The sequence below is a fragment of the Bacteroides sp. 4_1_36 genome (assembly GCF_003466325.1).
Lineage (GTDB): Bacteria > Bacteroidota > Bacteroidia > Bacteroidales > Bacteroidaceae > Bacteroides > Bacteroides uniformis.
The window spans coordinates 58,846-83,536 of sequence record NZ_QSOX01000015.1; the positions used below are offsets into that span (position 1 = coordinate 58,846).

Sequence of the window (24,691 nt, forward strand, 5' to 3'; positions counted from 1 at the left end):
ATGATGAACATAGATATGAAATATATACAAGTTGTTGTGGGGCTGTTACTGTGCTACTGCCTATATGCTTGCAGTCCCCGTCCGGAGTCTGTACAGCCTGCAGACCGGTTATTGGTGCTCTATCCGGAATATCAGGATGTAACCATTCCCTACAATGTGGCTCCTTTGAATTTCCTTGTGCGGAATGAAGGGGTGGATGCGGTATGCGTGAGTGTAAAGGGAGCATCGGACAGCTTGGAGATAAATGCGCGCGGGAACAAGGCGATATTCCCCTTGAAAGCTTGGCGTGCATTGCTTGAAGCGGAGAAGGAACATACTTTGGAAGTAACTGTTACTGCCCGTACCGACGGCCGCTGGCTGCGCTATCCTTCCTTTGCATGGCAGGTAGTGGCGGACAAGCTTGACGCCTATGTCAGTTACCGTCTGATAGAGCCCGGTTATGAGGTATGGAATACCTTGCAGATACGTGAACGTTGTATTGAGAATTTCGAAGAGCGTATTTTGGCGGATAACAGTCAGACAGACGGCAAGTGCATGAACTGTCATGTGCACGGAGGAAATAGTGGCAACCTTTCGATGTTCCATCTTCGGGGTGAGGGAGGGGGGACTGTCCTGAACCGTGACGGCAAGCTCCGTAAGCTTGCCTTGAAGAATGAACAGATGATATCTGCGGCTGTCTACGGGGATTTCCATCCTGACGGGCGGTATGGTGTGTTCTCGTCTAATGTGATTATTCCCATGTTCCATACGGAAAGTAACCGCCGTCTGGAAGTTTACGATACCGTCTCCGATTTGGCTGTCGCCGATTTTGACGGAAACCGGATGATTCTATCTCCGCTTACGGCGGATTCCACCGTATTGGAAACTTTTCCCACATTCTCTGCCGATGGGAAATGGATATATTACTGCTCAGCTCCGACTGTTCCATTGCCGGACAGCGTACAGCAATTACGCTATTCGCTTTGCCGCATTGCGTTCGATGCCAATCACGGCGCATGGGGTGACCGCGTGGATACCCTTTGGAATGCCCGGCTGGAGAAAGGCTCCGTGTGTCATCCGAAAGCTTCACCGGACGGCCGCTACCTGCTCTATACCGTTGCTGATTATGGAACATTCCCCATTTGGCACCGGGAGACGGAATTGCAGCTGATGGATTTGCAGACGGGTGCCATCGATTCCCTGCCAATGGTCAATTCCAACCGTTCGGACACTTATCACAGTTGGTCGTCAGGCAGCCGTTGGTTTGCCTTTGCCAGCAAGCGGGGTGACGGGCAGTACGGGCGGGTTTATTTTGCCTATCTGGATGCCGAAGGGAAGGCGCATAAGCCTTTTGTGCTACCCCAGTCGGACCCTGAAAAAGACGATTTGACATTGAAATCCTACAATATCCCCGATTTGTCGGCTACTCCCGTTCCTTTTGATGCTTCTTCCATCAAGCGGATAAACCGGCAACTGAAGGCTGAGGAATTCAAATGACAAGACATACAGAGAGTACCAAATTGTAAATAATAAATTGTAAATAGAAAATGTTATTATTTCTGAAAAAGACTTGGAAGATAGGGTTGTCGATACTTTTTGGCGTAGCGGTGCTTCTCTTTTGGGGAAGCGTATATCCGGCCCATATTTCCTATCAGGAGCAGTTCCAGCTTTTCTTGTTCGATGCCGACTACTGGTGGGAACGGATAGTGGTTCCCGGTGGGTTGGCCGATTATATCGCAGAGTATCTGACGCAGTTCTATTATCACGTGTGGGCGGGAGCTTGTATTCTGGCTTTTTTGTACGTGTTGTTGCAACGGTTGGTTTGGAAACTGGCGAAGGAGCAGGGTGCGGCTGATGTGTATTATCCGCTGAGTTTTCTGCCCATCATTGTCTTGTGGCATTTCATGGGTGATGAAAATGCGATGCTGTCATTGGCGGTGGCTCTGCTGTTAGCATTGTCTGCATCCTGCTGGTATGCAGATTTGAAAGGGAAGTGGCAGCGTGTGGCATACATTCTGATAGCCCTTCCGCTGCTTTACTGGACAGCGGGTGCGGCACACTTCATCTTTATGGGCTGGGTGATTGTACGCGAGTTCCGGTTGAATCTTAAAGGTAAGAATTTCTGGGGTGGTGTCGGAGTGTTCTGGGGTGTAGGATTGTGGGGTATCGGTTGTCCGCTATTGGCAAGCATGTGGGTACAATTCCCCATTTACCGTCTGATGGGTGGTATAGGATATTACCGTTTCCCGGCAGTGATTCCCTGGATAGAGATAGGGCTTGCCGTATTACTGGTTGTTCTCCCCTTCCTGCTGTCCGCTTTGCCCGCTTTGAAGAAGAAGCCGGTATTTTATGGAGTTCTGCAAGTGGTGGCGGTAACATTGTTCGGCTATTACTACGTGGCGGCCGGTTGCGATATGGATAAAGAGGAAGCGATGGAGTATGACCAGCTGGTACGTAATAAACAATGGCAGGAGATTATAGAAAAGGCAGAAGAGAAGTCACCGGTTTCACCTTTCGGCGTGACCTGCCTGAATCTTGCTTTGGGAAAGACGGGACAGATGGGCGACCGTATGTTCGAGTTTTACCAGAACGGGACGGAAGGGCTGCTGCCGGAGTTTCAGCGTGATTTTACTTCTCCGTTGCCCACCAGTGAGGCATACTATCATTTGGGTATGGTCAATACGGCACAGCGTTTCACTTTTGAGGCGATGGAGGCCATACCTAACTTCAACAAGAGTGGCCGTTGCTTCAAGCGTCTGGCAGAGACGAACCTGATAAACGGGCAATACGAAGTGGCAGCCAAGTACCTGCGTTTGTTGAGGAAGACAATCTTCTACAGGGATTGGGCAGAGGATGCCATGACCTATCTGTATAATGAGGAAAAAATCAATGCCCACAAGGAGTGGGGTTGGTTAAGGCAGATACGCTATACGGAAGACTTCTTGTTCAGCAGCCAGGAAACGGACATCATGCTGGGGCTGCTTTACCAGCACAACCACCGGAACCGGATGGCATTTGAGTATATGCTGGCCTATGTCCTGCAGCAACGTGATTTGGAACGTTTCATGAAGTACTATCCGCTGGGTAAGCATGCCGGCTACGACCATATTCCCCGCAGCTATCAAGAGGCGTTGATATATGTATGGACACAGACGCACAAGAACTTCCAGGGTATGCCGTGGAGCATTTCGCCCCAAGTGGTGCGGGATGTAACGGAATTTGCGCGGATATATACCTCGCAGCAGAATGCCCGGCAGATGTTGGAGGCGCGTTTCGGCAGTACATACTGGAATTATTTGCTACTAAGAAAGTAAAATGAAAAAGATGAAGAATATAGCTGTTTGCATAATGGCTGCATGGTGGTTTGCCGCTTGCGGCAATCCGGTGACTTCCCCGGAAAGGGTGGATGAATGGCCGGATATCTATCCCGACTATATCGGTGTGACTATTCCTGCAACCATTGCTCCTATGAATTTCAATTGTATTGGTGGAGCGTACGAACGTGTGGATGTGACCGTGACCGGAGGAAAGTCCGGAGAGATGCACGTAAATGATAAAATAGTATCATTTCCGCAAGATGCATGGCAAGAGCTTTTGGAGGAGAACAAGGGTGATAGCCTTCTGTTTACGGTATGTATCCGGAAAGACGGCGAGTGGAAACAGTACCGCTCTTTTCCCATGTATGTCAGTCCGTATCCTATAGATTATGGGGTGGTATACCGCAAGCTGGCTCCCGGATATGAAGTTTATAGCAAGATGGGCATTTATGAGCGTGACCTTGCTTCGTTCGAGGAGCGTCCCTTGCTGGAGAATACCATGGTGCCGGGCATGTGCCTGAATTGTCATGCTTTCAACAAAACAAATCCGGACCATCTGAGCCTGCATATCCGTGGAAAGAACGGAGGGACCTTGATGCAGATAGACGGGAAGCGCGAAATGCTGGATACGAAAACGGATTCCACTCTCTCGGCGGGTGTATACCCCTATTGGCATCCAAGCGGAAAATACATTGCCTATTCCGTCAACAATACGCGCCAGTCTTTCCATGCGGTGAAGGATGAGCGTGTGGAAGTGCTCGACTTGGAATCGGATGTACTGATCTATCATCCCGAGACACATGAATTACTGCTCTCTCCCTTGCTTCAGAAGAAGGAAGTCTTCGAAACCTTTCCAGTATTTTCACCGGACGGACGCAAACTGTATTTCTGTGCTGCGGAGGCCAAGCCGATACCGGCAGAATATAAGGAAATACGTTATAGCTTGTGTAGTATAGATTTCAATCCGGAAGACGGGACATTTGGCGAAACGATAGATACGCTGGTCAATGCGGCAGCTATGAAGAAAAGCATCTCCTTCCCGAGGCCCTCGTACGACGGCGAGTATATCATGTTTACTTTGTCGGATTACGGGAATTTCTCAATTTGGCATAAAGAAGCCGATTTATGGCTGTTGGATTTGAAGGATGGCGGTATGCGTCCCATAAAGGAGGTGAACAGCGATGATACGGAAAGTTTCCATAACTGGAGCAGTAACTCCCGATGGTTTGTGTTCAGTAGCCGCAGGGGAGATGGGCTTTATACCCGTCTGTATCTGGCAAGTATGGATGAGAATGGGGTGGTGGGCAAGCCTTTCCTGCTTCCTCAGGAAAATCCTTGGGAGTATTACGACCGTCTGGTCTACTCGTACAATGTTCCCGATTTTACAAGCGAACCGGTGAAGCTGGAACGCCGGAAAGTGGAACGGGGAATTGTCTCGCGGAAGCGCGTTCCGGTGAAAGTTAGATGATACGTTTTTTATATTCTGTTTTTTAATACAGTAAAGGGATAAAATTGTATCATTTTCTCTTGGTGCAATCCGCTATCTTTGTGCCAGGAATTAGTGTTACCAATAATAATACCAGATTGAAAAACATGGATATGAGAAAAGTAAAATTTGCTATGATGATGCTGGCGGTAAGTCTGTTGACCGCCTGCGGTTCTTCCAAGAAAGAACAGAGTGTGAATGAAGAGACGGCTGCTGCACGTACGCAGGAAACGGAGAACTTACTGGCTAACTTGAAAAAAATCCCTTCCAAAGGTATCATGCTCGGCCATCATGACGATACGGTATATGGTATCGGCTGGGAAGGTGAGGAAGGCCGTTCGGATGTGAAAAGCGTGTGTGGCGACTATCCGGCTGTCATCAGCTTTGATTTGGGAGAGCTGGAACTAGGGAATGCCGCCAATCTGGATAAGGTGCCCTTCGATAAAATCAGGAAAGAGATAATCAATCAGTATCAGCGGGGCGGCATGGTTTCGCTCAGTTGGCATGCGCGCAATCCCAAGACGGGCGGTGATGCCTGGGATGTATCGGATACGACGGTGGTGAAGTCCATCCTGCCCGGTGGCGAGAATCATCAGAAGTTTGCCGGCTGGTTGGGAGGAGTGGCCGATTTCCTTCATTCGCTGAAGACGGCAGACGGCGTGAAGATACCCGTACTTTTCCGTCCCTGGCACGAACACAGCGGCAGCTGGTTCTGGTGGGGTGAGAAGCTGTGTACCCCTGAGGAGTATAAGGCATTGTGGCACATGACAGTGGATACTCTGCAGGCCAAAGGAGTGGACAATGCACTTTATGCTTACTCTCCGGGCACGGAACCCAAGGACACGACGGAATATTTGAAGAAGTATCCGGGCGATGAGTTGATAGACGTTATCGGTTTCGATACCTATCAGTTCGATCGGGATGCCTATCTTGCCGGGATGGATAGGGCACTTTCCATTATCGACAGTATAGGGAAAGCACACAATAAGGTGATTGCTGTGACCGAAACCGGTTACGAAGGAATTCCCGATGCCAAATGGTGGACTGGTACTCTGCTGCCTGCGTTGGAGAAATATCCGCTTGCCTATGTGCTGGTGTGGCGCAATGCCCGTGAAAAGGTGACCCATTACTATGCCCCCTATCCGGGACAGACATCTGCGGAGGATTTTGTGGAGTTTTATAACAATCCCAAGACGCTGTTTGCAGCTGATGTAAATCTGTATCAATAAACAAACAATCAATATAACAGACATGGAAGCTTTTAAAGAAAAGGTAGAGAGGCTCTTTCAGAAACACGAAGAGTTGATTACGAGAAAGAATGTGGCCGTGGAAGACGGCAATGGCATATTCACCCGCTATAAATATCCGGTAGTGACGGCTGCTCATACACCTGTATTCTGGCGGTATGATTTGGATGAGAAGTCCAACCCGTACCTGATGGAACGTATCGGTATGAATGCGACCATGAATTCGGGGGCCATTAAGTGGAATGGCAAGTATCTGATGGTGGTACGTGTAGAGGGCGCTGACCGTAAGTCGTTCTTTGCCGTAGCCGAGAGTCCCAACGGCATTGATAATTTCCGGTTCTGGGATTATCCCATCACCATGCCCGAAGACGCGATTCCGGCAACGAATGTATACGACATGCGCCTCACGGCTCATGAGGACGGCTGGATTTACGGTATCTTCTGCGCCGAACGCCACGACGACAATGCGCCTGCCGGTGATTTGTCCTCGGCTACGGCTACAGCTGCCATTGCCCGCACCAAGGATTTAAAGAACTGGGAACGCCTGCCCGACCTGAAGACCAAGAGCCAGCAACGCAACGTAGTGCTGCACCCGGAGTTTGTAGATGGCAAGTATGCCCTCTATACCCGTCCGCAGGATGGCTTTATTGATGCCGGCAGCGGTGGTGGTATCGGCTGGGCGCTGGTGGACGACATAACCCATGCCGAGGTGAAGGAAGAGAAGATTATCGACCAGCGCTACTATCACACCATCAAGGAGGTGAAGAATGGTGAAGGTCCGCATCCCATCAAGACTCCGAAAGGCTGGTTGCATCTGGCTCATGGTGTCCGCGGTTGTGCCGCCGGATTGCGTTATGTGCTCTATATGTACATGACTTCCCTGGAAGACCCGACGAAACTGATTGCCACTCCCGGTGGGGCCTTTATGGTACCCGAGGGTGAGGAGCGTATAGGTGACGTAAGCAATGTACTTTTCACCAACGGCTGGATTGCCGACGAAGACGGAACAGTATTCATCTACTACGCTTCTTCCGACACGCGGATGCATGTGGCTACCTCTACCATTGATAAGCTGGTGGACTATTGCATGAATACGCCTGCTGACGGCTTGTCTTCATCAGCTTCGGTAGAAACGTTGAAGAAACTGATAGACAAGAATTTGCAGATAATGAAATAATAAAAATACAACATACTATGGCAACACTAAAAGAGAAAATCGGTTATGGTTTCGGGGATATGTCTTCCTCTATGTTCTGGAAAATATTCTCCTATTACTTACCGTTCTTCTATTCGAATATTTTTGGCTTGAGCTTGGCTGATGCAGGATTGCTGATGCTGGTGACACGTATTTGGGATGCAGTGTCCGATCCGATGATGGGAGTCATTGCAGACCGTACTCATACGCGTTGGGGTAAATACCGTCCTTATTTGTTGTGGATTGCAGCTCCTTTTGCCATTGCCGGGATTTTACTTTTTACAACGCCCGACATGGGGACAACGGGTAAGCTGGTATGGGCTTATGTCACTTACATCTTGATGATGACGGTATATACGGCAATCAATGTACCATACGGGGCTATGTTGGGAGTAATGACTGATGATTCGAACACAAAAACGGTTTTCTCTTCTTACCGTATGTTTTTTGCATACGGAGGTAGTTTTATCGCTTTGGGAGCATGGGAGCCATTGTGTAATTGGTTTAAATCAATGGACTATAGCAATGCTTCCAGTTGGCAATATGCCATGGTATGCATTGCCACGCTCTGCTTTTTGGGTTTTCTGTTTTGCTTTAGCATGACGCGCGAGCATGTCAAGAGTGTGGCGTCCGAATCCATCGGTAAGGATGTGAAGTCACTGGTGCGCAATTCGCCTTGGTGGATATTGAATGGTGCGGCGTTGTTGTCGAATTTCTTCAATACGGTACGCGGAGCTACTGCCGCCTACTTCTTCAAGGACTATATCAGTGCCAATGCATTCCTCGATTTCGGGGTGTTCAATCTGGTATTGTATGCCGGCTTGTTCCTGATGGTGGGTGAAGTGTGTAATATGATTGGTGTGGCGCTGGCTGTGCCTCTGTCCATGAAGTTTGGAAAGAAGTCCACTTATATCATTTCGCTCGTGTGCCTGGTAGTGTTCAGTGTGCTCTTCTTCTTTGTGCCGAATGACGGGCTGGGATGGTGGCTGATGATGATTTTCCAGGTGCTTATCTCCATCTGCACCGGTATCGTATCTCCGTTGATTTGGAGCATGTATGCGGATGTGGCGGACTATGCCGAGCAAAAGGATGGCACATCCTCTACAGGGCTGATATTCTCTTCCGGTTCTATGGCGCAGAAGTTTGGCGGTGCATTTGCAGGCTGGGCAGTAATGGCACTGTTGGCATTCTTCGGTTACAATACCGCAGAGAATGCCGTGCAGACTCCCGAGGCGCTGGATGGCTTGAAGTATCTGATGAGCTTTATTCCTGCTGCGATAGCCGCACTTTCCATCGTTGTCGTATTCATCTATCCATTGAATAAGACGCGTATGGCAGCCATCAATGCAGACCTGAAAGAGCGCCGTGAGAACCTTCAGCAGAATAACTCATAACTTATAACTCATAACTCAAAAACTTGTGGATATCAAGAAGATGAAACAGGAGATGGAGGAGGAGCTGGTTTCCAATATCCTCCCCTTCTGGATAAATAGAATGACGGATGAAGTGAACGGCGGTTTCTACGGCCGTATCACGGGCCGGGAGGAGGTGAAGCCCGAAGCTGAAAAGGGGGCAATCCTGAACGCCCGCATCTTGTGGACCTTCTCGGCTGCATACCGCTTGCTGAAGAGGCCGGAGTATCTGGAAACGGCTACGCGTGCCAAACGTACTCTTATCGACCGTTTCTATGACAATGAATTTGGTGGAGTTTACTGGTCTCTCGACTATAAAGGCAATCCGCTCGATACCAAGAAGCAGATTTATGCTTTGGGGTTCGCCATCTACGGGCTGAGTGAATATGCTCGTGCCACGGGCGATGATGAAGCGCTGGCATATGCCATCCGCTTGTTCGAGACCATTGAAGAGCATAGCTTCGACCCCGTGAAAAACGGTTATTGCGAAGCCTTGACCCGCGAATGGGGAGAAATAGCCGACATGCGCCTCAGCGCCAAGGATGAGAACGAGCGCAAGACGATGAATACCCATCTGCATATTCTGGAACCTTATACCAATCTTTTCCGCGTGTGGAAGGATACCCGTCTGGAGAGGCAACTGCGCAATTTGATAGGCCTTTTCACGGAACGGATTCTGAATATCAAGACCGGTCATCTGGAATTGTTCTTCAATGATGATTGGGTTAGTAAATACCGCATTGTCTCCTATGGACACGACATCGAAGCCTCCTGGTTGATACACGAGGCTGCCCTTGTTCTGGGCGATAAGGACCTCCTGGAGAAAGTGGAACCACTTGTAGAATACATCGCTGCCGCTGCCGATGAAGGATTGACGCCCGACGGCAGCATGATATACGAGACTTTTCTGGATAAAGGAAAGACCGATACTGACCGCCACTGGTGGGTGCAGGCCGAGAACGTAGTGGGACATGCCAACCTCTACCAGCACTTTGATGACGAAGTGGCCATGCAGAAGGCTCTCCGATGTTGGGACTTCATCAAGCAGCATCTGGTAGACTACAAGTACGGAGAATGGCATTGGAGCGTGCGTGCCGACGGCACGGTGAACACCGATGATGACAAGGCGGGATTCTGGAAATGTCCGTATCACAACGGACGTATGTGCATGGAAATTATTGAACGTTTTTCATAGGTTTTCTATCATAAGAAGATGAATAGATTGATGGTTTTGGGGATTCTTGTCTGGATGGGGATTGCGCTGCATGCGCAATCTCTTTATCCGGACTTCAGCAAGCTGAACTTCGGGTGCGATGGAAACAGCATTACCGCAGGCGAACAATGGTCTAAGACTGTAGTGGATAAACTCGGATTCGCTACACATCACAACGTGGCGGTCGGTTCTGCCACATGGGCATGCCATCCCGATACTCAGGATTATGGCAGCGAAGCTTTTGCCGGCATCTCCGGCGGTTGGCAGGTTACGGAGGATAAGCATGAGTTACAGATGCGGCACAACAACGTGTCAAAGGTGCATATCCAGAAGTTCATAGCCGAAGTGGAAAGTGGCGCTTACCCTGCGCCCGATGTCTTTGTGTTCTCTATGGGAACGAATGACCGTAACTTGGGTAGTGCCGAAGAGGCCCTTAAAGGGAAGACGCTCGATGAAGTAGATGTCAACACCATGGCGGGCGGTGCCCGTTGGTCCATTCAGACCATTCTGGAGCATTATCCCCAATGCCGCGTATTCGTGTGCACGCCGATTCAGACCGGCAACCCCGAACACAATGCACTGAATCTGCAGAAGATTGCCATCTTGCGTGAGTTGTGCCGGGCGCTTTCCGTGCAGCTGATAGACTGTTACTCCAACTGTGGTATCACCGAAAAGTTTGAGCAGCCTTCCGGTAGCGGGCGCTATCTGCGCGACGGGTTGCATCCCGACAAACCGGGGCAGGAGCTGATGGGCCGTTACATCGCGAAGGAGATACGGAACCATTTCTTTTAGTTCCGTTCTGCATATTCCGGTTGGAATAACTTATCATTTAGGGCTTGTAAAGCCCTTTTTTTGTCTGTATTCTTAATGACGAATGCCACGTCATTATTGCTGCTGCCATATGAAATCATCCGTAGGGGGATGTCCTTTAGCGCCTCCATAATCTTTACCTCAAACCCGGCATATTCCCATTGCATGTTGCCCACCACGGAGACGATGGTCATGCGGTCTTCTACCAATACATGGGCATATTGGCGTAGTTCGGAGATGATATTCGATAAACGAGTGCAGTCGTCTATAGCCACAGATACGTCCAGATTGGAGGATACCAGCAGGCAGAGGGGGGTACGGTACTTGGCAAAAATGTCGAAAATCTTGCTGATGAACAGATAGGGACACAGATTATGGTTCGATTCGAACTTTATGTATATGATGTGGTCCTTGGCGGCTATGGCCTTGATGATATTGTCGTCCTGCAGGTTGGAAATCAACGTGCCTTCTGCCGACGGTTCCATAGAGTTAAGCAGCCGGACGGGAATATTCCTTAGGCGTGCCGGGGCGATACAGAAGGGATGCAGTATCTTGGCACCATAGAAGGCCAGTTGTTCGGCTTCGTTGAAGCTGAGGCGTTTCACGGGGCGGGTACCTGACACCTCGCGCGGATCATTGTTGTGCATGCCATCTATGTCCGTCCATATTTGTATCTCGTCTGCTTGGAGGGCGGTGCCAATGAGGGAAGCGGTGTAATCACTGCCGCCGCGTTTCAGGTTGTCTGTTTCGTTATAGGCATTCTTGCAGATGAAACCCTGAGTGATGAAGAGATTGATGCCGGGATGGCAGGCAAGCTGCTCTCGGAGTTTCTGTTCTATATATTCCAAGTCGGGTTCGTTGTCGGGGCCGATACGCATGAAGTCGAATGCACAAAGCAGTACATTGGGAACTTTCAGCTCGCGCAGGTAGAAGTGCATTAGGGCGGTACTGATAAGTTCGCCTTGTGCCAGCACTTCCTTCTCTTCGACAGAGGTGAAGGAATCTTTGGTAAATTTCCATAGTTGCTGGAAGCGGTCGAGGATATAATCTATTGCTTCCCGTTTCAGTTTCTCGTCGGTCAGCAACCCATTGGCAAATTCGATGAATTGGAATTCCAGCCGGGTGATACGGTCGTGAGCTTGTTCTATTTCACGGTTGAACAAGTTGGCGGCAATCTCCTCCAGATGGTTGGTGGTGCCTGCGGTGGCAGACAGTACCACAATCTTGGGTGTTGCATCTTTAATGAGTGTTGCTACATGTTTCATTCTCTCTACGGTGCCGACGGAAGTTCCGCCGAATTTACAAACTTTCATTTCTTGTTTCTTTTTTAACAGTTTCATAATTGCATTCATCCAGATGTTCTTCCTTCCGGCTTTTCATTTCAGGTGGCCTCTTTCCAAAATGGAAGGGGGAGGCATGAGGGGCTGTCACTGGGACTAGGCCTGCATAATGCCGCTGTGGCATTGTTGTGGTGGGATATTCATATCCCGGTTGGTGGCAGGCTCTTGCCCCTTCACCTATAAAAGTTCAAAAGATATGCCGTTGGTATTTGGGAAAAGCTTATATTTGCACACCCTGTTTTTTACCGTTATCAGTTTAAAAACTTATCGAATAGATATGAGTAAGATTCTAATCATTGATGATGAGGTACAAATCCGTACCCTTCTGACACGGATGATGGAGTTGGAGGGATATGACGTCTGTCAGGCTGGTGATTGCAGGGCTGCCCTGAAGCAACTGGAACTCCAAAATCCCGATGTAGTTTTGTGTGATGTGTTTCTGCCCGATGGAAATGGGGTAGACCTGGTGTTGGCTATCAAGAAGGCGGCACCCAATGTGGAAGTTATTCTGCTGACAGCGCACGGCAATATTCCCGATGGGGTGCAGGCCATCAAGAACGGTGCTTTCGACTATATCACCAAGGGAGACGATAATAACAAGATTATTCCTCTGATAAGCCGTGCTGTAGAGAAAGCGCGTATGAATGTGCGGTTGGAAAAACTGGAGAAGAAGGTGGGACAGACGTACTCTTTTGATTCTATCCTGGGAGAATCAAAAGTCCTGAAGGATGCTGTTTCATTAGCTCAGAAGGTGTCAGGGACTGATGTTCCTGTACTGTTGACTGGAGAAACGGGCACGGGTAAGGAGGTATTTGCCCAGGCCATCCATTACAGTAGTAAGCGTGCACGGCAGAATTTTGTAGCGGTTAACTGTTCTTCGTTCAGCAAGGAGTTGCTGGAAAGTGAAATGTTCGGTCATAAAGCCGGTTCGTTTACCGGCGCATTGAAGGATAAGAAGGGACTGTTCGAGGAAGCGAATAATGGGACTATTTTTTTGGATGAAATCGGTGAGATGGCGTTTGAACTGCAAGCCAAGTTGCTGCGTATTCTTGAAACCGGTGAGTATATTAAGATAGGTGATACGAAACCTACCCGTGTCAATGTCCGCATCATTGCCGCTACGAACCGCAACTTGTCTCAGGAGATTGTTGCCGGACGTTTCCGCGAGGATTTGTTTTATAGATTAAGCGTATTTCAGATACATCTGCCGCCATTGCGTGAACGTGCAGGTGATATCCGGCTGTTGGCGAAGGCTTTTATAAAGAGTTTTGCGGAACAGCTGGCGCGTCCGGTGGTTGAAATAGCTCCCGCATTTCTTGAAGCATTGGACTCCCAACCGTGGAAGGGAAATATTCGTGAATTACGTAACGTGATAGAACGCAGTATGATTGTTTGCGAGAGCGGATATCTGGACATTGCTGATTTGCCGTTTGATATTCAGAATGCCCATTATGAACACTCCAATGATTCAAGTCCCGGCAGTTTTGAACTTTCAGCTATGGAACGCCGGCACATTGCCCGTGTACTGGAGTATACAAAGGGGAATAAGACAGAAGCAGCCCGGTTATTGAAAATAGGTTTGACGACGTTGTATCGGAAGATTGAGGAATACAAGATCTCAGATCTATAATAGGGGGCTCAGTATACGACTGAGGTACCTTCGATATAGGACCGTGGCAAGATTATTCTTGAAACAGGCTTAGAAGCAGAAAGTGCCTATGGGCTAAAACATATCAAAACAGGTTGCACCTTTTCATTTTGAAAGGGTGCAACCTGTTTCTTTTTATACTTGTTTAGTATGTATTCTGTTGATAATTAATGGTGTATGGTATATGCGCTCTTTTTGGCACATATTTGGCACATTCCTGGCAGACAAAAATATGTAGTAACATTTTAAAAGGTAAAAACATGGGAATAACAGTATCATTTATTTTTTGCCTATTGAGCGGTTTGTTCGCCTTTTGGCTTTTCTGGAAATGCGTAGATTGGTTTGAGAAGATTTAAAAGAGAGAATTATGTACACAGCTTTATTTGTATTAGGTATTGTAATGTTCGGGTATCTGACTTATGTGCTGATAAGACCCGAAAAGTTTTAATGAATGGAGAGTGGAGAAATGAACACTGAAATTTTAGGTGTAGCCTTGCAGATTGTTCTGCTGATTGTGATATCCTATCCTCTGGGAAAGTATATTGCCAAGGTTTACAAAGGCGAAAAGACATGGTCGGATTTCATGAAGCCGGTCGAGAGATTGATTTATAAAGTGGCCGGAGTCAATCCGGAGGAAGAGATGAACTGGAAACAGTTCTTGAAAGCCCTGCTGATTCTGAATGCCTTTTGGTTTGTATGGGGCATGGTGCTACTCTGTACACAGCAGTGGTTGCCGTTAAATCCGGATGGAAACGCTAACCAGACACCAGACCTGGCATTCAATACATGTATCAGTTTTATGGTGAACTGTAATTTGCAGCATTATTCCGGTGAAAGCGGACTGACATATTTTACACAGTTGTTCGTCATTATGTTGTTCCAATTCATTACCGCCGCTACCGGTATGGCAGCTATGGCAGGTATCATGAAGGGTATGGCTGCTAAATCGACGAAGACTATCGGTAACTTCTGGAAGTTCTTGGTTTTGAGCTGTACACGTGTATTATTACCGCTTTCGTTGATTGTGGGCTTCATCCTCATTCTACAAGGTACTCCGATGGGATTTGATGGTAAGCTGGAAGTTCAGACGATGGAAGGACAAACCCAGTTGGTTTCACAAGGTCCTACGGCAGCGATTGTTCCTATCAAGCAATTGGGTACGAACGGTGGCGGTTACTTTGGATGTAACTCTTCACATCCGTTGGAAAATCCTACTTACTTGACAGATATTGCAGAATGTTGGTCTATCCTAATTATACCAATGTCTATGGTGATTGCACTCGGCTTTTACATCAAACGTAAGAAGATGGCTTACTCTATCTATAGCGTAATGCTTTTTGCTTTTCTTGTCGGTGTTTGCATCAATGTTTCGCAGGAGATGGGAGGTAATCCGCGCATTGATGAGATGGGAATTGCTCAAGACAATGGAGCAATGGAAGGTAAAGAAGTCCGTTTAGGGTCTGCTGCTACTGCTCTTTGGAGTATTGTGACTACAGTTACTTCCAATGGCTCTGTGAATGGTATGCATGATTCAACGATGCCTCTTTCCGGTATGATGGAAATGCTGAACATGCAGATTAATACGTGGTTTGGAGGTGTGGGTGTAGGTTTCATGAACTATTATACATTCATCATTATCGCCGTATTCATCAGTGGACTGATGGTGGGACGTACTCCGGAATTTCTCGGTAAGAAGGTAGAGGCGCGTGAAATGAAGATTGCTACCATTGTGGCACTGCTTCATCCGCTTATCATCTTGGGCGGTGTGGCACTTTCTTGCTTTTTGTTCGCTCATTATCCTGAATTTGTGGCAGGTGAAGGCGGCTGGTTGAATAATCCCAGTTTCCACGGACTGAGTGAGCAGCTTTATGAATATACTTCGGCTGCGGCCAATAATGGTTCTGGCTTCGAAGGATTGGGCGACAATACTTACTTCTGGAACTATACTACCGGCTGGACGCTGATTTTAGGACGTTTCCTGCCTATCGTAGGTCAGGTAGCCATTGCTGGTCTGTTGGCCGGAAAGAAATATGTTCCGGAGAGTGCCGGTACGCTGAAGACAGATACAGTAACTTTCGGTGTGATGACTTTTGCCGTTATCTTTATTGTGGCTGCCTTGTCATTCTTCCCGGCACATGCATTGAGTACGATTGCTGAACATTTCAGTTTGTAATAGTAGTTTGTAAAAAGTAATTTCATAGGTATGAAAGATAATAAATCAGCTTCTCTGTTTCAGAAGGAGCAAGTAATGGAAAGTTTGAAGCAATCATTCGTGAAGCTAAATCCACGGGTGATGATAAAGAATCCAATTATGTTTACGGTGGAAGTCGTAACGGTTGTCATGCTGATTGTCTGTTTCCTTTCATTGGGTACTTCGGAATATGGAGCATTCGGATATAATTTATTGGTATTCATCATCTTGTTTGTGACGTTACTGTTTGCTAATTTTGCTGAAGCCATCGCTGAAGCTCGTGGTAAGGCCCAAGCTGACAGTTTGCGTAAAACCCGTGAAGAGACTCCTGCTAAAGTGTTGGTTGACGGTAAAATCCATACCGTTAGCAGTTCACGTTTGAAGAAAGGTGACTATTTTATTTGTGAAGCAGGAGATACGATTCCTGCCGACGGTGAGATTGTGGAAGGTTTGGCCTCCATTGACGAAAGTGCCATTACCGGTGAATCTGCTCCGGTTATCCGTGAGGCCGGTGGTGACAAGAGTTCCGTAACTGGTGGTACAAAAGTTCTTTCTGATAAAATCAAGGTATTGGTGACGCAGCAACCGGGTGAGAGCTTTCTTGACAAGATGATTGCTTTGGTAGAAGGCGCTACTCGCCAGAAGACTCCGAACGAAATAGCATTGACTATTCTTCTGGCTGGTTTCACTTTGGTATTCGTTATTGTATGTGTAACGTTGATTCCTATGGCTGATTATACGAATATTGACCATCCGGGAACTTATATCTCCATTGCAGCCATCATATCTTTGTTTGTCTGCTTGATACCGACTACTATCGGCGGACTGCTTTCTGCCATCGGCATTGCTGGGATGGACCGTGCTTTGCGCGCTAATGTAATTACAAAATCCGGTAAGGCGGTAGAAACAGCCGGTGACATTGATACCTTGTTGCTAGACAAGACTGGCACCATTACAATCGGTAACCGTAAAGCTACTAAGTTTCATTCGGCTTCGGGTGTTGACGAGAATTTGTTCGTAGAGGCTTGCTTGTTGTCCTCACTTTCTGACGAGACTCCGGAGGGTAAGTCTATCATTGAACTGGGACGTGAAAACGGTCATCGTATGCGTGATTTGAATACTACCGGTGCTCATATGATTAAGTTTACAGCCGAAACAAAATGTTCGGGTGTGGATTTGCAGGATGGTACTCAGATACGTAAAGGCGCATTCGACGCTATTCGCAAGATTGTGGAAAATGCCGGAAACAAGTTCCCGAAAGAGATTGAAGAGGTGATTGCTGTAATTACCAGCAACGGTGGAACTCCGCTGGTGGTATGTGTCAATCAGAAAGTTACTGGGGTAATTGAGTTGCAGGATATTATCAAACCGGGCATTCAGGAACGTTTTGAGCGTCTTCGCAGGATGGGTGTGAAAACTGTGATGGTGACCGGTGACAACCCTTTGACAGCCAAATATATTGCAGAGAAAGCTGGAGTAGATGATTTCATTGCTGAAGCCAAGCCGGAAGACAAGATGGAATATATCAAAAAAGAACAGCAGGCCGGTAAGCTGGTGGCTATGATGGGTGACGGTACAAACGACGCTCCCGCCCTTGCACAAGCTAATGTGGGTATGGCAATGAACAGCGGTACGCAGGCAGCCAAAGAAGCTGGTAACATGGTGGACCTTGACAACGATCCGACGAAGCTGATTGAAATTGTGGAGATTGGCAAACAGTTGTTAATGACGCGCGGTACGTTGACTACCTTCTCCATTGCGAACGACGTTGCCAAGTACTTTGCTATTATCCCTGCTTTGTTTATGGTAGCCATCCCTCAGTTGGCTCCTCTGAACATTATGGGACTGCATAGCCCTGAAACGGCCATTCTCTCGGCTGTCATATTCAACGCTATCATTATTCCTATCTTGATTCCGTTGGCTTTGAAAGGTGTTCAGTATAAGCCGATCGGTGCCAGTGCGCTACTTCGTCGCAATCTGTTGATTTATGGTGTGGGTGGCGTCATTGCTCCGTTTGTCGGCATCAAACTGATAGATATGATAGTTAGTCTGTTTTTTTAAAACTTGGATAAAATGAAAACTCTTTGGAAATCATTTAAAATAACAATTGCATTTTGCATATTTTTCTCTCTGTTCTATATCCTTGTCTTGTGGATATTTGCACAGTTCGCCGGTCCCAACAAGGGAAATGCAGAGGTGGCAACACTCAATGGTAAAGTGGTAGGTGCAGCCAATGTAGGCCAGATGTTTACGCAAGATATTTATTTCTGGGGACGCCCATCTGCGGGTAATTATACAGCCGATGCTTCGGGTGGTAGTAACAAGGGACCTACGAACGATGAATACCTGGCAGAAGTGGAAGCCCGTATCGATACTTTTCTGGTACATCATCCTTATCTGAGCCGCAAGGATGTGCCTGCTGAAATGGTAACCGCCAGTGGTTCCGGTCTAGACCCACATATCACACCTGCTTGTGCTTATGTACAAGTGAAGCGTGTGGCTCAGGCACGTGGCATGAACGAGGCTGAAGTGAAAGCCATTGTAGACAAGAACATCAGCAAACCCTTTTTGGGGGTGTTTGGTACGGAAACTGTCAATGTGCTGGAACTGAACATTGCATTAGAAGAAGCCGATCAGAATAAATAATTTTTTAGTTGTGTTTGTCATGTGTTATGGGCAGGAGCGGAAGTATTTCTGTTCAGGCAGCGAAAGACTGTCATTTTACAGGGGGAGCCGAAACTTCCTTCCTGCCTTTCAACGATTGATTAGTAATGGTAAATAAATAGTTGGATATGAAAAGTTTAAAAATATCAATTCTAGTTTTTGCGAGTATGGTAGCTGCTTGTTTTATGGGAACCGGCAAAGTGCAAGCTCAGGAATTTACAATACAAGGTGATTTAGTCAGTTCTTATGTTTGGCGCGGCTTTTACCAGACGGGAGTCAGTTTTCAGCCCACTTTGGGTTTTGGGGTCGGTGATTTTTCTTTGACGGCATGGGGCTCTACCGATTTTGACGGAGTTTCTTCAGGAGAAGGGGCTGCGGCTAAGGAGATTGATTTGACGGCTGCCTATGCTTTGGGAGAATCAGGTCTAACTTTTTCTGTTGCCAGCTTGTGGTGGGGCGGACAAGGAGCAAGAAAGTATTTTAATTTTAAGAGTCACGAAACAGCTCATCACTTTGAAGCGGGATTAGCCTATACATTGCCGGTTGAAAAGTTCCCTTTGTCAATCGCTTGGTACACAATGTTTGCCGGAGCTGACAAAGATGACAAAGGCAGGCAGAATTATTCTTCGTATGTTGAATTCAACTATCCGTTCAGTGTTAAGTCTGTAGATTTGAACCTGACTTGCGGATTTCTGCCTTATGAAGCTGGGGTAGGAGTATATGGTGTTCCTAACAGTGGATTTGCCGTAACCAATGTGGCACTGAAAGGTATTACGGAAATCAAGATTACTGACAGTTTCTCAATACCTGTATTTGCACAAGCCATTTGGAACCCTCGTATGGAAGATGCACATCTGGTATTCGGCTTTACTTTAAGGCCATGATTTATTTAGATATAACTTTAGAACTCATGAATTAGTGTTGGATGCCCGTGGCGGTCGTGATGATCGTTACGGGTTATATGGCATATATAAGACAAGTAAAAAAACAGAAGAAATGAGTAGGGAAGAAAGCGTACAGCATTTTCTTGATTTGATTAAAAAGTCGCGGCGTGGCAAGTTCAAAGTCTACATCGGCATGATTGCTGGTGTAGGTAAATCTTATCGTATGCTTCAGGAAGCACACGAGTTACTTGACAACGGAGTAGATGTGAAGATAGGCTATATAGAGACACACGGGCGTGCCGGTACGGATGCTATGTTGGAAGGATTGCCCGTTGTTCCTCGTCGTAAGATATTCTATAAAGGAAAAGAGCTGGAAGAAATGGATTTGGATGCCATTATCCAGATACACCCTGAGATAGTAGTGGTGGATGAACTGGCACATACCAATGTGGAAGGTAGCCGGAATGAGAAACGCTGGCAGGATGTGATGGATTTGCTTGATGAGGGTATCAATGTGATTTCTGCCGTTAACATCCAGCACATTGAGAGTGTCAATGAAGAAGTACAAGGCATCTCGGGTATTGAGGTGAAGGAACGTATTCCCGATAGCGTTTTGCAAGAGGCAGATGAGGTGGTGAATATTGACTTGACTGCGGAAGAATTGATAGCCCGTCTGAAAGCTGGAAAAATTTACAAGCCGGAAAAGGTCTCTACTGCCTTGAACAATTTCTTTAAAACGGAAAATATTCTCCAATTACGTGAACTGGCTTTAAAAGAGGTGGCTTTACGGGTGGAAAAGAAAGTGGAGAATGAAGTGGTTACCAGTGTGGGAGTCCGTCATGAGAGATTTCTGGCATGTATCAGCAGCAACGAGAAAACACCACGACGCATCATTCGTAAAGCTGCACGTCTGGCAACCCGCTACAATACTTCGTTTGTTGCCCTTTATGTGCAGACTCCCAGAGAAAGTACTGACCGCATCGGTCTGGCAAATCAAAGGTATTTATTGAACCACTTCAAATTGGTGACCGAACTGGGAGGGGAGGTCGTTCAGGTGCAATCGCCGGATGTGCTGGGAAGCATTGTTGATACTTGTAGGGAGAAACAGATAACAACTGTCTGCATGGGAAGTCCGTCACTTTCTTTTCCGAAATCATTGTTCATGATATTGAAATACCGAAAATTTGTGCGTGATTTGGCACAAGTAAACATAGATTTGATTATACTTGCATAATATTAATTCTTAGGAACATTATGAATATTCGTACAAAATTGATACTCAGCGTAGGGGTATTGGCTGGAATGATTATTTTGTTGGTTGCTCTTTCTGTGGTGAATCTACAGATACTGACGGCTACAGAGCCGGATAGTCCTGCTGCTGTACCGGGATTGCAACGTGCATTGCTCTGGATTTCTGTGATAGGTGGGGTATGTATTTTTGCCAGTATCATATTGTTGGTATGGCTTCCCCGTTCCATCAGCAAACCTATTCAAGAACTGACGCGTGGGATTCTTGAAATAGCGAACCATAATTATGAGAAACGTCTGGATATGAGTGGACGCGAGGAATTTCGTGAAGTGGCTGATAGTTTTAATCGGATGGCGGAACGACTGACGGAGTATCGCGCCAGTACGCTGAACGACATACTTTCTGCTAAGAAATTTCTTGAGGCTATTGTGAATAGTATTGATGAACCTATTATTGGTTTGAACCGTAATAGGGAAATTCTCTTTATCAATAATGAGGCTTTAACTGTGCTGAATTTAAAACGGGAAGAGGTAATTCGCCGTTCGGCTGAGGAGCTTTCTTTGAAGAATGATTTGCTCCGCCGTTTAGTTCGTGAATTGGTAAATCCGGGTGAAAAGAAAGAACCGTTGAAGATTTATGCAGACAATAAGGAGAGTTACTTTAAAGCTTCTTACATTACCATTATAAATGCAGAGGCTGATGATGACGAACCTCATAATCTTGGCGATGTGATTTTACTGAAAAATATTACAGAATTCAAAGAATTGGATAGTGCCAAGACTACTTTTATCTCGACTATTTCTCATGAACTGAAAACGCCTATATCCGCTATTCTGATGAGTCTGCAGTTGTTGGAGGACAAACGGGTAGGGGTGTTGAACGACGAGCAGGAGCAATTATCGAACAGCATTAAGGAAAATGCTGATCGCCTTCTTGGGATTACCGGGGAATTATTGAACATGACGCAGGTGGAAGCCGGTAAATTGCAGATGATGCCTAAGATAACGAAGCCCATTGAACTGATAGAGTATGCTATCAAGGCCAATCAGGTACAAGCTGATAAATTCGGCATTCAGATAGAAGTGGAGTATCCGGAAGAAAAAATGCCTAAATTGTTTGTCGACAGCGAAAAGATTGCTTGGGTGCTCACCAATTTATTGAGCAATGCTATCCGCTATTCCAAAGAGAACGGGAGGGTGGTTATCGGCGCTAGGCATGACGGGGACTTTGTAGAAATGTATGTGCAGGACTTTGGAAAAGGTATCGACCCGCGTTATCATCAGAGCATTTTTGACCGTTATTTCCGAGTGCCGGGCACTAAAGTGCAAGGTAGTGGTTTAGGTCTTTCCATTTCGAAAGACTTTGTGGAAGCTCATGGCGGTACATTGGCTGTCCAGAGTGAGCTGGGTAAGGGGAGTCGCTTCGTTATCCGGTTGAAAGCGTAACGTTTTCTATTTTTTACGGTACTGTTGCGGAGACATGCCGGTTTGTTTCTTGAAGAATGTTCCAAAATAAGAAGCATTGGGAAAATTGAAGAAGTCGGCGATTTCCTGGATGTTTTTCTGGGTGTTCTTGAGTAGTGAGATGCTTTTGCGGATGATGGATTTAAATATCAGTTCCTGCACCGTGAATCCGCAGACGGACTTGGATAGTGCAGAGAGGTATTTGGGTGATAAGCAGAGTTTGTCTGCATAAAACTCTACGCCGCGTTCTTCCGTGTAGTGTGCATCTATCAGCTGAATCAGCCGGATAAAGATTTCATGTTTGTGACCAACCGTTGTTTTTAGGTTCATCAGTTTACGGTTGTAAATGGAACAGATGCGGTATGTAAGTCCCAGTAGAAGCAGTCTTTGTTCGTAACCATTAAAGGTGTTGTTGTCTAAGTGCAGGGTATTGTCCAATAGGGACATGTATTTCAAAACTTCTTCTTCATCTCCGGTGTTCCATACGTAGCATGGTTCAGTCCGGAGCTGCATGTATAGGTACATGGCTGCCACTGAATTGCCTATGATGTCCCGTATCGGTTCTATCTGGTAAATGAATATGAATAGTTGCAGGTCTTCCGATTCGCTCAACACTTGGAAGAGAGAATCTTCCGGGATGAAAACTGTTTCGCCAGCTTGGGCCGAGAATGCTTTCATGTTAAGTGAAAAGGTGAAGTTGCCTTGGCGGCAGACAATCAGTCCTGCTCCATTAATCATAAAAGGTTTTTTCAGGGAGGCAGGAAAGGAGCAGAGCATACCTTCTGAACTACAAATGTTTTCTCCGTTTGACAATGCGCGGTCTAAGTGGGATAAACGTTCTTGTTGGGTATCCATAACAGACAAAATTACAGGTTATACTGAAAATTGTCTGCTAAGTTAGTAATTTTCGTTTAGGATACCGCACGACAAGCACAAATATCATGCAAAACAAGCAGGCGTAGAGTGTCCATCCTGCCATTTCCTTTACAGCAGAGAGGGTGGCCTGCACTTGGATGCGTCCTTTGGTGGATATGGCAGCCATGCTGATTGCTTCTTGTTTGCTCTTTCCCTGATATTGCATACCTTGTACGGTCTGGGTAAACGAGGTGGATGCTTCGGGGTGCAGCATGTCTACATTCTGTGCATAGCGGGTGACGTAGTGCTGTTGGCGTTCTTGCAGTACATTCGTATAGAGTGCGGCTCCGATGCTGGGAGCCAATACCATGCGTACGGTAAGCATGGTACATATCCAAGAAGAAAGATATTTGTAAGGCATGCGTTGGGTGGCGTAGGTTGGAATCAGCGAATAGAGGAACATCATACCGGTAGAACGGATGATGACCGGATACTTCATCCGTTCGTACAGTCCTGCACCTTGTACCTCGAAATACATGAACATGGCGGAAAGCCCCAATAGAAGGAAACCGGCGGCAAAGAGATATTTGAAGTGTACGCCTTTTACGCTGAGCCAGATAGTGGCTATACCGCCGATGAGGTAGCCCAGCATGGACCAGTTGCTCAGGGTGGCATTCTGGAAGTTGTCCAGTTTCATACCTATGCCCGTGAATACATTGACAAACATGGCGCTGGAATTCAGTACCATTAACAGAAAATAGAATAGGAAACCCATACGGATGGTACGCAGTTTGAATACATCGAGCTGATAGTAAGGATTGCGCTGGGTAGACTCGATATAGAGAAATATGCCGCCAGCAATGATGGCGCAGACTGTGGCCCATTGTATGGTTGGGTCATCGTACCAGTCGAGCACTTTGCCATAAGTAAGCACGTAGGTAATGCAGGTCAGTGTGATGCAGAAGATGGAGGCATTGCCGAACTGCTTGAAGTTGATGGGGAAACGGCGGGTGGTATATTTATGATAAGGCATAGTAATGAAGGTGATGAGGATGCAAAGTAATAGTAGCCCCATCATAAAGTAGTGTATGTACTGCCATTCATATTCAAAAGCGAGCCAGGCGGTGAGCGAGGTTCCCAATTGCCCCAGTACCATGAAGAATAGGTAGATGGCGGGTTGTGCCGCACTCCGTTCGATGTCCAGCTTGTCCCAGCCTTCGTCAGTTGTGGGCTCGTTGCCGGGTGTAATTTTGTCGTACGCCTCGATATGCCCTGCATACTTTATGAGGGTGAAGAGGTTGACCATCATCAGCACCATTCGTAGGAATCCCATAAAGATGCTGCATAGTGCCAGCAGGAAAACGCTGTCTGTCTTGGCACAGATATAGCTGAAGATGTACATCAGGGAGAATCCTGCCAGGCACATCATTTTCTGCCGGCGTATGACTACCAGCCTATACAGAAAAGGGCAGAATGCTGCCATGCCAATGGAAGTGGCGAAGTTGGCAAACTGGATATGCTCGGAAATGATGCCGAGCTCGCTCATCATTTCGGTGCTTGCCACCGAGTAGGTACCGCCCACAGTCAGTATCGGCAAAAAGAATACGAATAGGATGATGATACCTACCGGTTTGGGTACCCAGTTGTAGAAAGGATAGTTCTTGGGGTATGAGGGCATGGGGATAAGGGTTAAGGGGTTAGGGATTAAGGGTTAAAGATTAAGGATTAGGGGGTAAGG

At 46.9% G+C, this 24,691-nt stretch carries 19 protein-coding genes; 16 read left to right on the forward strand and 3 right to left on the reverse strand.

The window, feature by feature from the left end; translation table 11 throughout:
- From DXD65_RS14285 to DXD65_RS14320, 8 genes are all read left to right on the forward strand, one after another.
- The gene (locus DXD65_RS14285) at window positions 1-1,476 is read left to right on the forward strand and encodes a TolB family protein (protein WP_005834836.1); all 1,476 of its coding nucleotides are present in this window, start codon (window positions 1-3) and stop codon (window positions 1,474-1,476) included.
- Window positions 1,477-1,526: 50 nt separating this feature from the next.
- Window positions 1,527-3,293 carry a DUF6057 family protein gene (locus DXD65_RS14290; protein ID WP_057281326.1) on the forward strand — a complete coding sequence of 589 codons (1,767 nt, stop codon included), beginning with the start codon at window positions 1,527-1,529 and terminating at the stop codon, window positions 3,291-3,293.
- Between the two features lie 10 nt (window positions 3,294-3,303).
- Complete coding sequence (locus DXD65_RS14295) at window positions 3,304-4,764, forward strand: TolB family protein (protein WP_229068235.1); 1,461 nt, start codon at window positions 3,304-3,306, stop codon at window positions 4,762-4,764.
- 131 nt (window positions 4,765-4,895) lie between these two features.
- On the forward strand, window positions 4,896-6,011 hold the full coding sequence (locus tag DXD65_RS14300) for a glycoside hydrolase family 26 protein (protein WP_117749650.1): 1,116 nt from the start codon (window positions 4,896-4,898) through the stop codon (window positions 6,009-6,011).
- A 22-nt stretch (window positions 6,012-6,033) separates the two neighbouring features.
- Window positions 6,034-7,206 (forward strand): glycosidase, encoded by a 1,173-nt coding sequence (locus DXD65_RS14305; protein WP_044467346.1) that lies wholly within the window; start codon window positions 6,034-6,036, stop codon window positions 7,204-7,206.
- 17 nt (window positions 7,207-7,223) lie between these two features.
- A complete protein-coding gene (locus DXD65_RS14310; protein WP_044467347.1) occupies window positions 7,224-8,618 on the forward strand; it encodes an MFS transporter in 1,395 nt (464 codons plus the stop codon).
- Between the two features lie 25 nt (window positions 8,619-8,643).
- Window positions 8,644-9,831: an AGE family epimerase/isomerase gene (locus DXD65_RS14315; protein ID WP_008662925.1), complete on the forward strand. Its 1,188-nt coding sequence runs from the start codon at window positions 8,644-8,646 to the stop codon at window positions 9,829-9,831.
- Window positions 9,832-9,849: 18 nt separating this feature from the next.
- Window positions 9,850-10,641, forward strand: coding sequence for an SGNH/GDSL hydrolase family protein (locus DXD65_RS14320; RefSeq protein WP_005824695.1), 792 nt, complete (start codon window positions 9,850-9,852; stop codon window positions 10,639-10,641).
- Here DXD65_RS14320 and DXD65_RS14325 read toward each other — a convergent pair.
- A complete protein-coding gene (locus tag DXD65_RS14325) occupies window positions 10,638-11,972 on the reverse strand; it encodes an aspartate kinase (protein ID WP_117713837.1) in 1,335 nt (444 codons plus the stop codon). The genes DXD65_RS14320 and DXD65_RS14325 overlap by 4 nt on opposite strands.
- A 304-nt stretch (window positions 11,973-12,276) precedes the next feature.
- On the opposite strand from DXD65_RS14325, the gene DXD65_RS14330 reads away from it, so the two are divergent.
- The 8 genes from DXD65_RS14330 (at window position 12,277) to DXD65_RS14365 (ending at window position 22,080) form a co-directional block, all read left to right on the forward strand.
- Window positions 12,277-13,629 (forward strand): sigma-54-dependent transcriptional regulator, encoded by a 1,353-nt coding sequence (locus tag DXD65_RS14330; RefSeq protein ID WP_008662930.1) that lies wholly within the window; start codon window positions 12,277-12,279, stop codon window positions 13,627-13,629.
- Between the two features lie 418 nt (window positions 13,630-14,047).
- Window positions 14,048-14,095: a potassium-transporting ATPase subunit F gene (locus DXD65_RS21570; RefSeq protein ID WP_353795016.1), complete on the forward strand. Its 48-nt coding sequence runs from the start codon at window positions 14,048-14,050 to the stop codon at window positions 14,093-14,095.
- A gap of 18 nt (window positions 14,096-14,113) precedes the next feature.
- Complete coding sequence (gene kdpA, locus DXD65_RS14340; RefSeq protein WP_009037805.1) at window positions 14,114-15,820, forward strand: potassium-transporting ATPase subunit KdpA; 1,707 nt, start codon at window positions 14,114-14,116, stop codon at window positions 15,818-15,820.
- 30 nt (window positions 15,821-15,850) lie between these two features.
- Window positions 15,851-17,899 (forward strand): potassium-transporting ATPase subunit KdpB, encoded by a 2,049-nt coding sequence (kdpB, locus tag DXD65_RS14345; RefSeq protein ID WP_008662934.1) that lies wholly within the window; start codon window positions 15,851-15,853, stop codon window positions 17,897-17,899.
- A gap of 12 nt (window positions 17,900-17,911) precedes the next feature.
- Entirely contained in the window at window positions 17,912-18,484 is a 573-nt protein-coding gene (locus DXD65_RS14350; protein WP_005834858.1) for a K(+)-transporting ATPase subunit C, read from the forward strand.
- Window positions 18,485-18,630: 146 nt separating this feature from the next.
- Window positions 18,631-19,386 (forward strand): hypothetical protein, encoded by a 756-nt coding sequence (locus DXD65_RS14355; protein ID WP_005824711.1) that lies wholly within the window; start codon window positions 18,631-18,633, stop codon window positions 19,384-19,386.
- A 112-nt stretch (window positions 19,387-19,498) separates the two neighbouring features.
- Window positions 19,499-20,620, forward strand: coding sequence for a sensor protein KdpD (locus tag DXD65_RS14360; RefSeq protein WP_005834862.1), 1,122 nt, complete (start codon window positions 19,499-19,501; stop codon window positions 20,618-20,620).
- Window positions 20,621-20,640: 20 nt separating this feature from the next.
- Window positions 20,641-22,080, forward strand: coding sequence for a sensor histidine kinase (locus tag DXD65_RS14365; RefSeq protein ID WP_008662938.1), 1,440 nt, complete (start codon window positions 20,641-20,643; stop codon window positions 22,078-22,080).
- A gap of 6 nt (window positions 22,081-22,086) precedes the next feature.
- Here the strand turns inward: DXD65_RS14365 and DXD65_RS14370 are convergent, their stop codons facing one another.
- Both DXD65_RS14370 and DXD65_RS14375 read right to left on the reverse strand, forming a co-directional pair.
- Entirely contained in the window at window positions 22,087-22,953 is an 867-nt protein-coding gene (locus DXD65_RS14370) for a helix-turn-helix domain-containing protein (protein WP_008662940.1), read from the reverse strand.
- 37 nt (window positions 22,954-22,990) lie between these two features.
- Window positions 22,991-24,631 carry an MFS transporter gene (locus DXD65_RS14375; RefSeq protein ID WP_035449694.1) on the reverse strand — a complete coding sequence of 547 codons (1,641 nt, stop codon included), beginning with the start codon at window positions 24,629-24,631 and terminating at the stop codon, window positions 22,991-22,993.
- Window positions 24,632-24,691 lie beyond the last annotated feature (60 nt).

Bases quoted from the DNA above. Each gene is read 5' to 3' on its own strand.
- DXD65_RS14305 (WP_044467346.1), top strand. From the start codon at position 6,034: ATGGAAGCTTTTAAAGAAAAGGTAGAGAGGCTCTTTCAGAAACACGAA.
- DXD65_RS14375 (WP_035449694.1), bottom strand. From the start codon at position 24,631: ATGCCCTCATACCCCAAGAACTATCCTTTCTACAACTGGGTACCCAAA.
- DXD65_RS14360 (WP_005834862.1), top strand. From the start codon at position 19,499: ATGAGTAGGGAAGAAAGCGTACAGCATTTTCTTGATTTGATTAAAAAG.
- kdpA (WP_009037805.1), top strand. From the start codon at position 14,114: ATGAACACTGAAATTTTAGGTGTAGCCTTGCAGATTGTTCTGCTGATT.
- DXD65_RS14325 (WP_117713837.1), bottom strand. From the start codon at position 11,972: ATGAAAGTTTGTAAATTCGGCGGAACTTCCGTCGGCACCGTAGAGAGA.
- DXD65_RS14285 (WP_005834836.1), top strand. From the start codon at position 1: ATGATGAACATAGATATGAAATATATACAAGTTGTTGTGGGGCTGTTA.
- DXD65_RS14330 (WP_008662930.1), top strand. From the start codon at position 12,277: ATGAGTAAGATTCTAATCATTGATGATGAGGTACAAATCCGTACCCTT.
- DXD65_RS14300 (WP_117749650.1), top strand. From the start codon at position 4,896: ATGAGAAAAGTAAAATTTGCTATGATGATGCTGGCGGTAAGTCTGTTG.
- kdpB (WP_008662934.1), top strand. From the start codon at position 15,851: ATGAAAGATAATAAATCAGCTTCTCTGTTTCAGAAGGAGCAAGTAATG.
- DXD65_RS14310 (WP_044467347.1), top strand. From the start codon at position 7,224: ATGGCAACACTAAAAGAGAAAATCGGTTATGGTTTCGGGGATATGTCT.
- DXD65_RS14290 (WP_057281326.1), top strand. From the start codon at position 1,527: ATGTTATTATTTCTGAAAAAGACTTGGAAGATAGGGTTGTCGATACTT.
- DXD65_RS14295 (WP_229068235.1), top strand. From the start codon at position 3,304: ATGAAGAATATAGCTGTTTGCATAATGGCTGCATGGTGGTTTGCCGCT.
- DXD65_RS14320 (WP_005824695.1), top strand. From the start codon at position 9,850: ATGAATAGATTGATGGTTTTGGGGATTCTTGTCTGGATGGGGATTGCG.
- DXD65_RS14365 (WP_008662938.1), top strand. From the start codon at position 20,641: ATGAATATTCGTACAAAATTGATACTCAGCGTAGGGGTATTGGCTGGA.
- DXD65_RS14370 (WP_008662940.1), bottom strand. From the start codon at position 22,953: ATGGATACCCAACAAGAACGTTTATCCCACTTAGACCGCGCATTGTCA.
- DXD65_RS14350 (WP_005834858.1), top strand. From the start codon at position 17,912: ATGAAAACTCTTTGGAAATCATTTAAAATAACAATTGCATTTTGCATA.
- DXD65_RS14355 (WP_005824711.1), top strand. From the start codon at position 18,631: ATGAAAAGTTTAAAAATATCAATTCTAGTTTTTGCGAGTATGGTAGCT.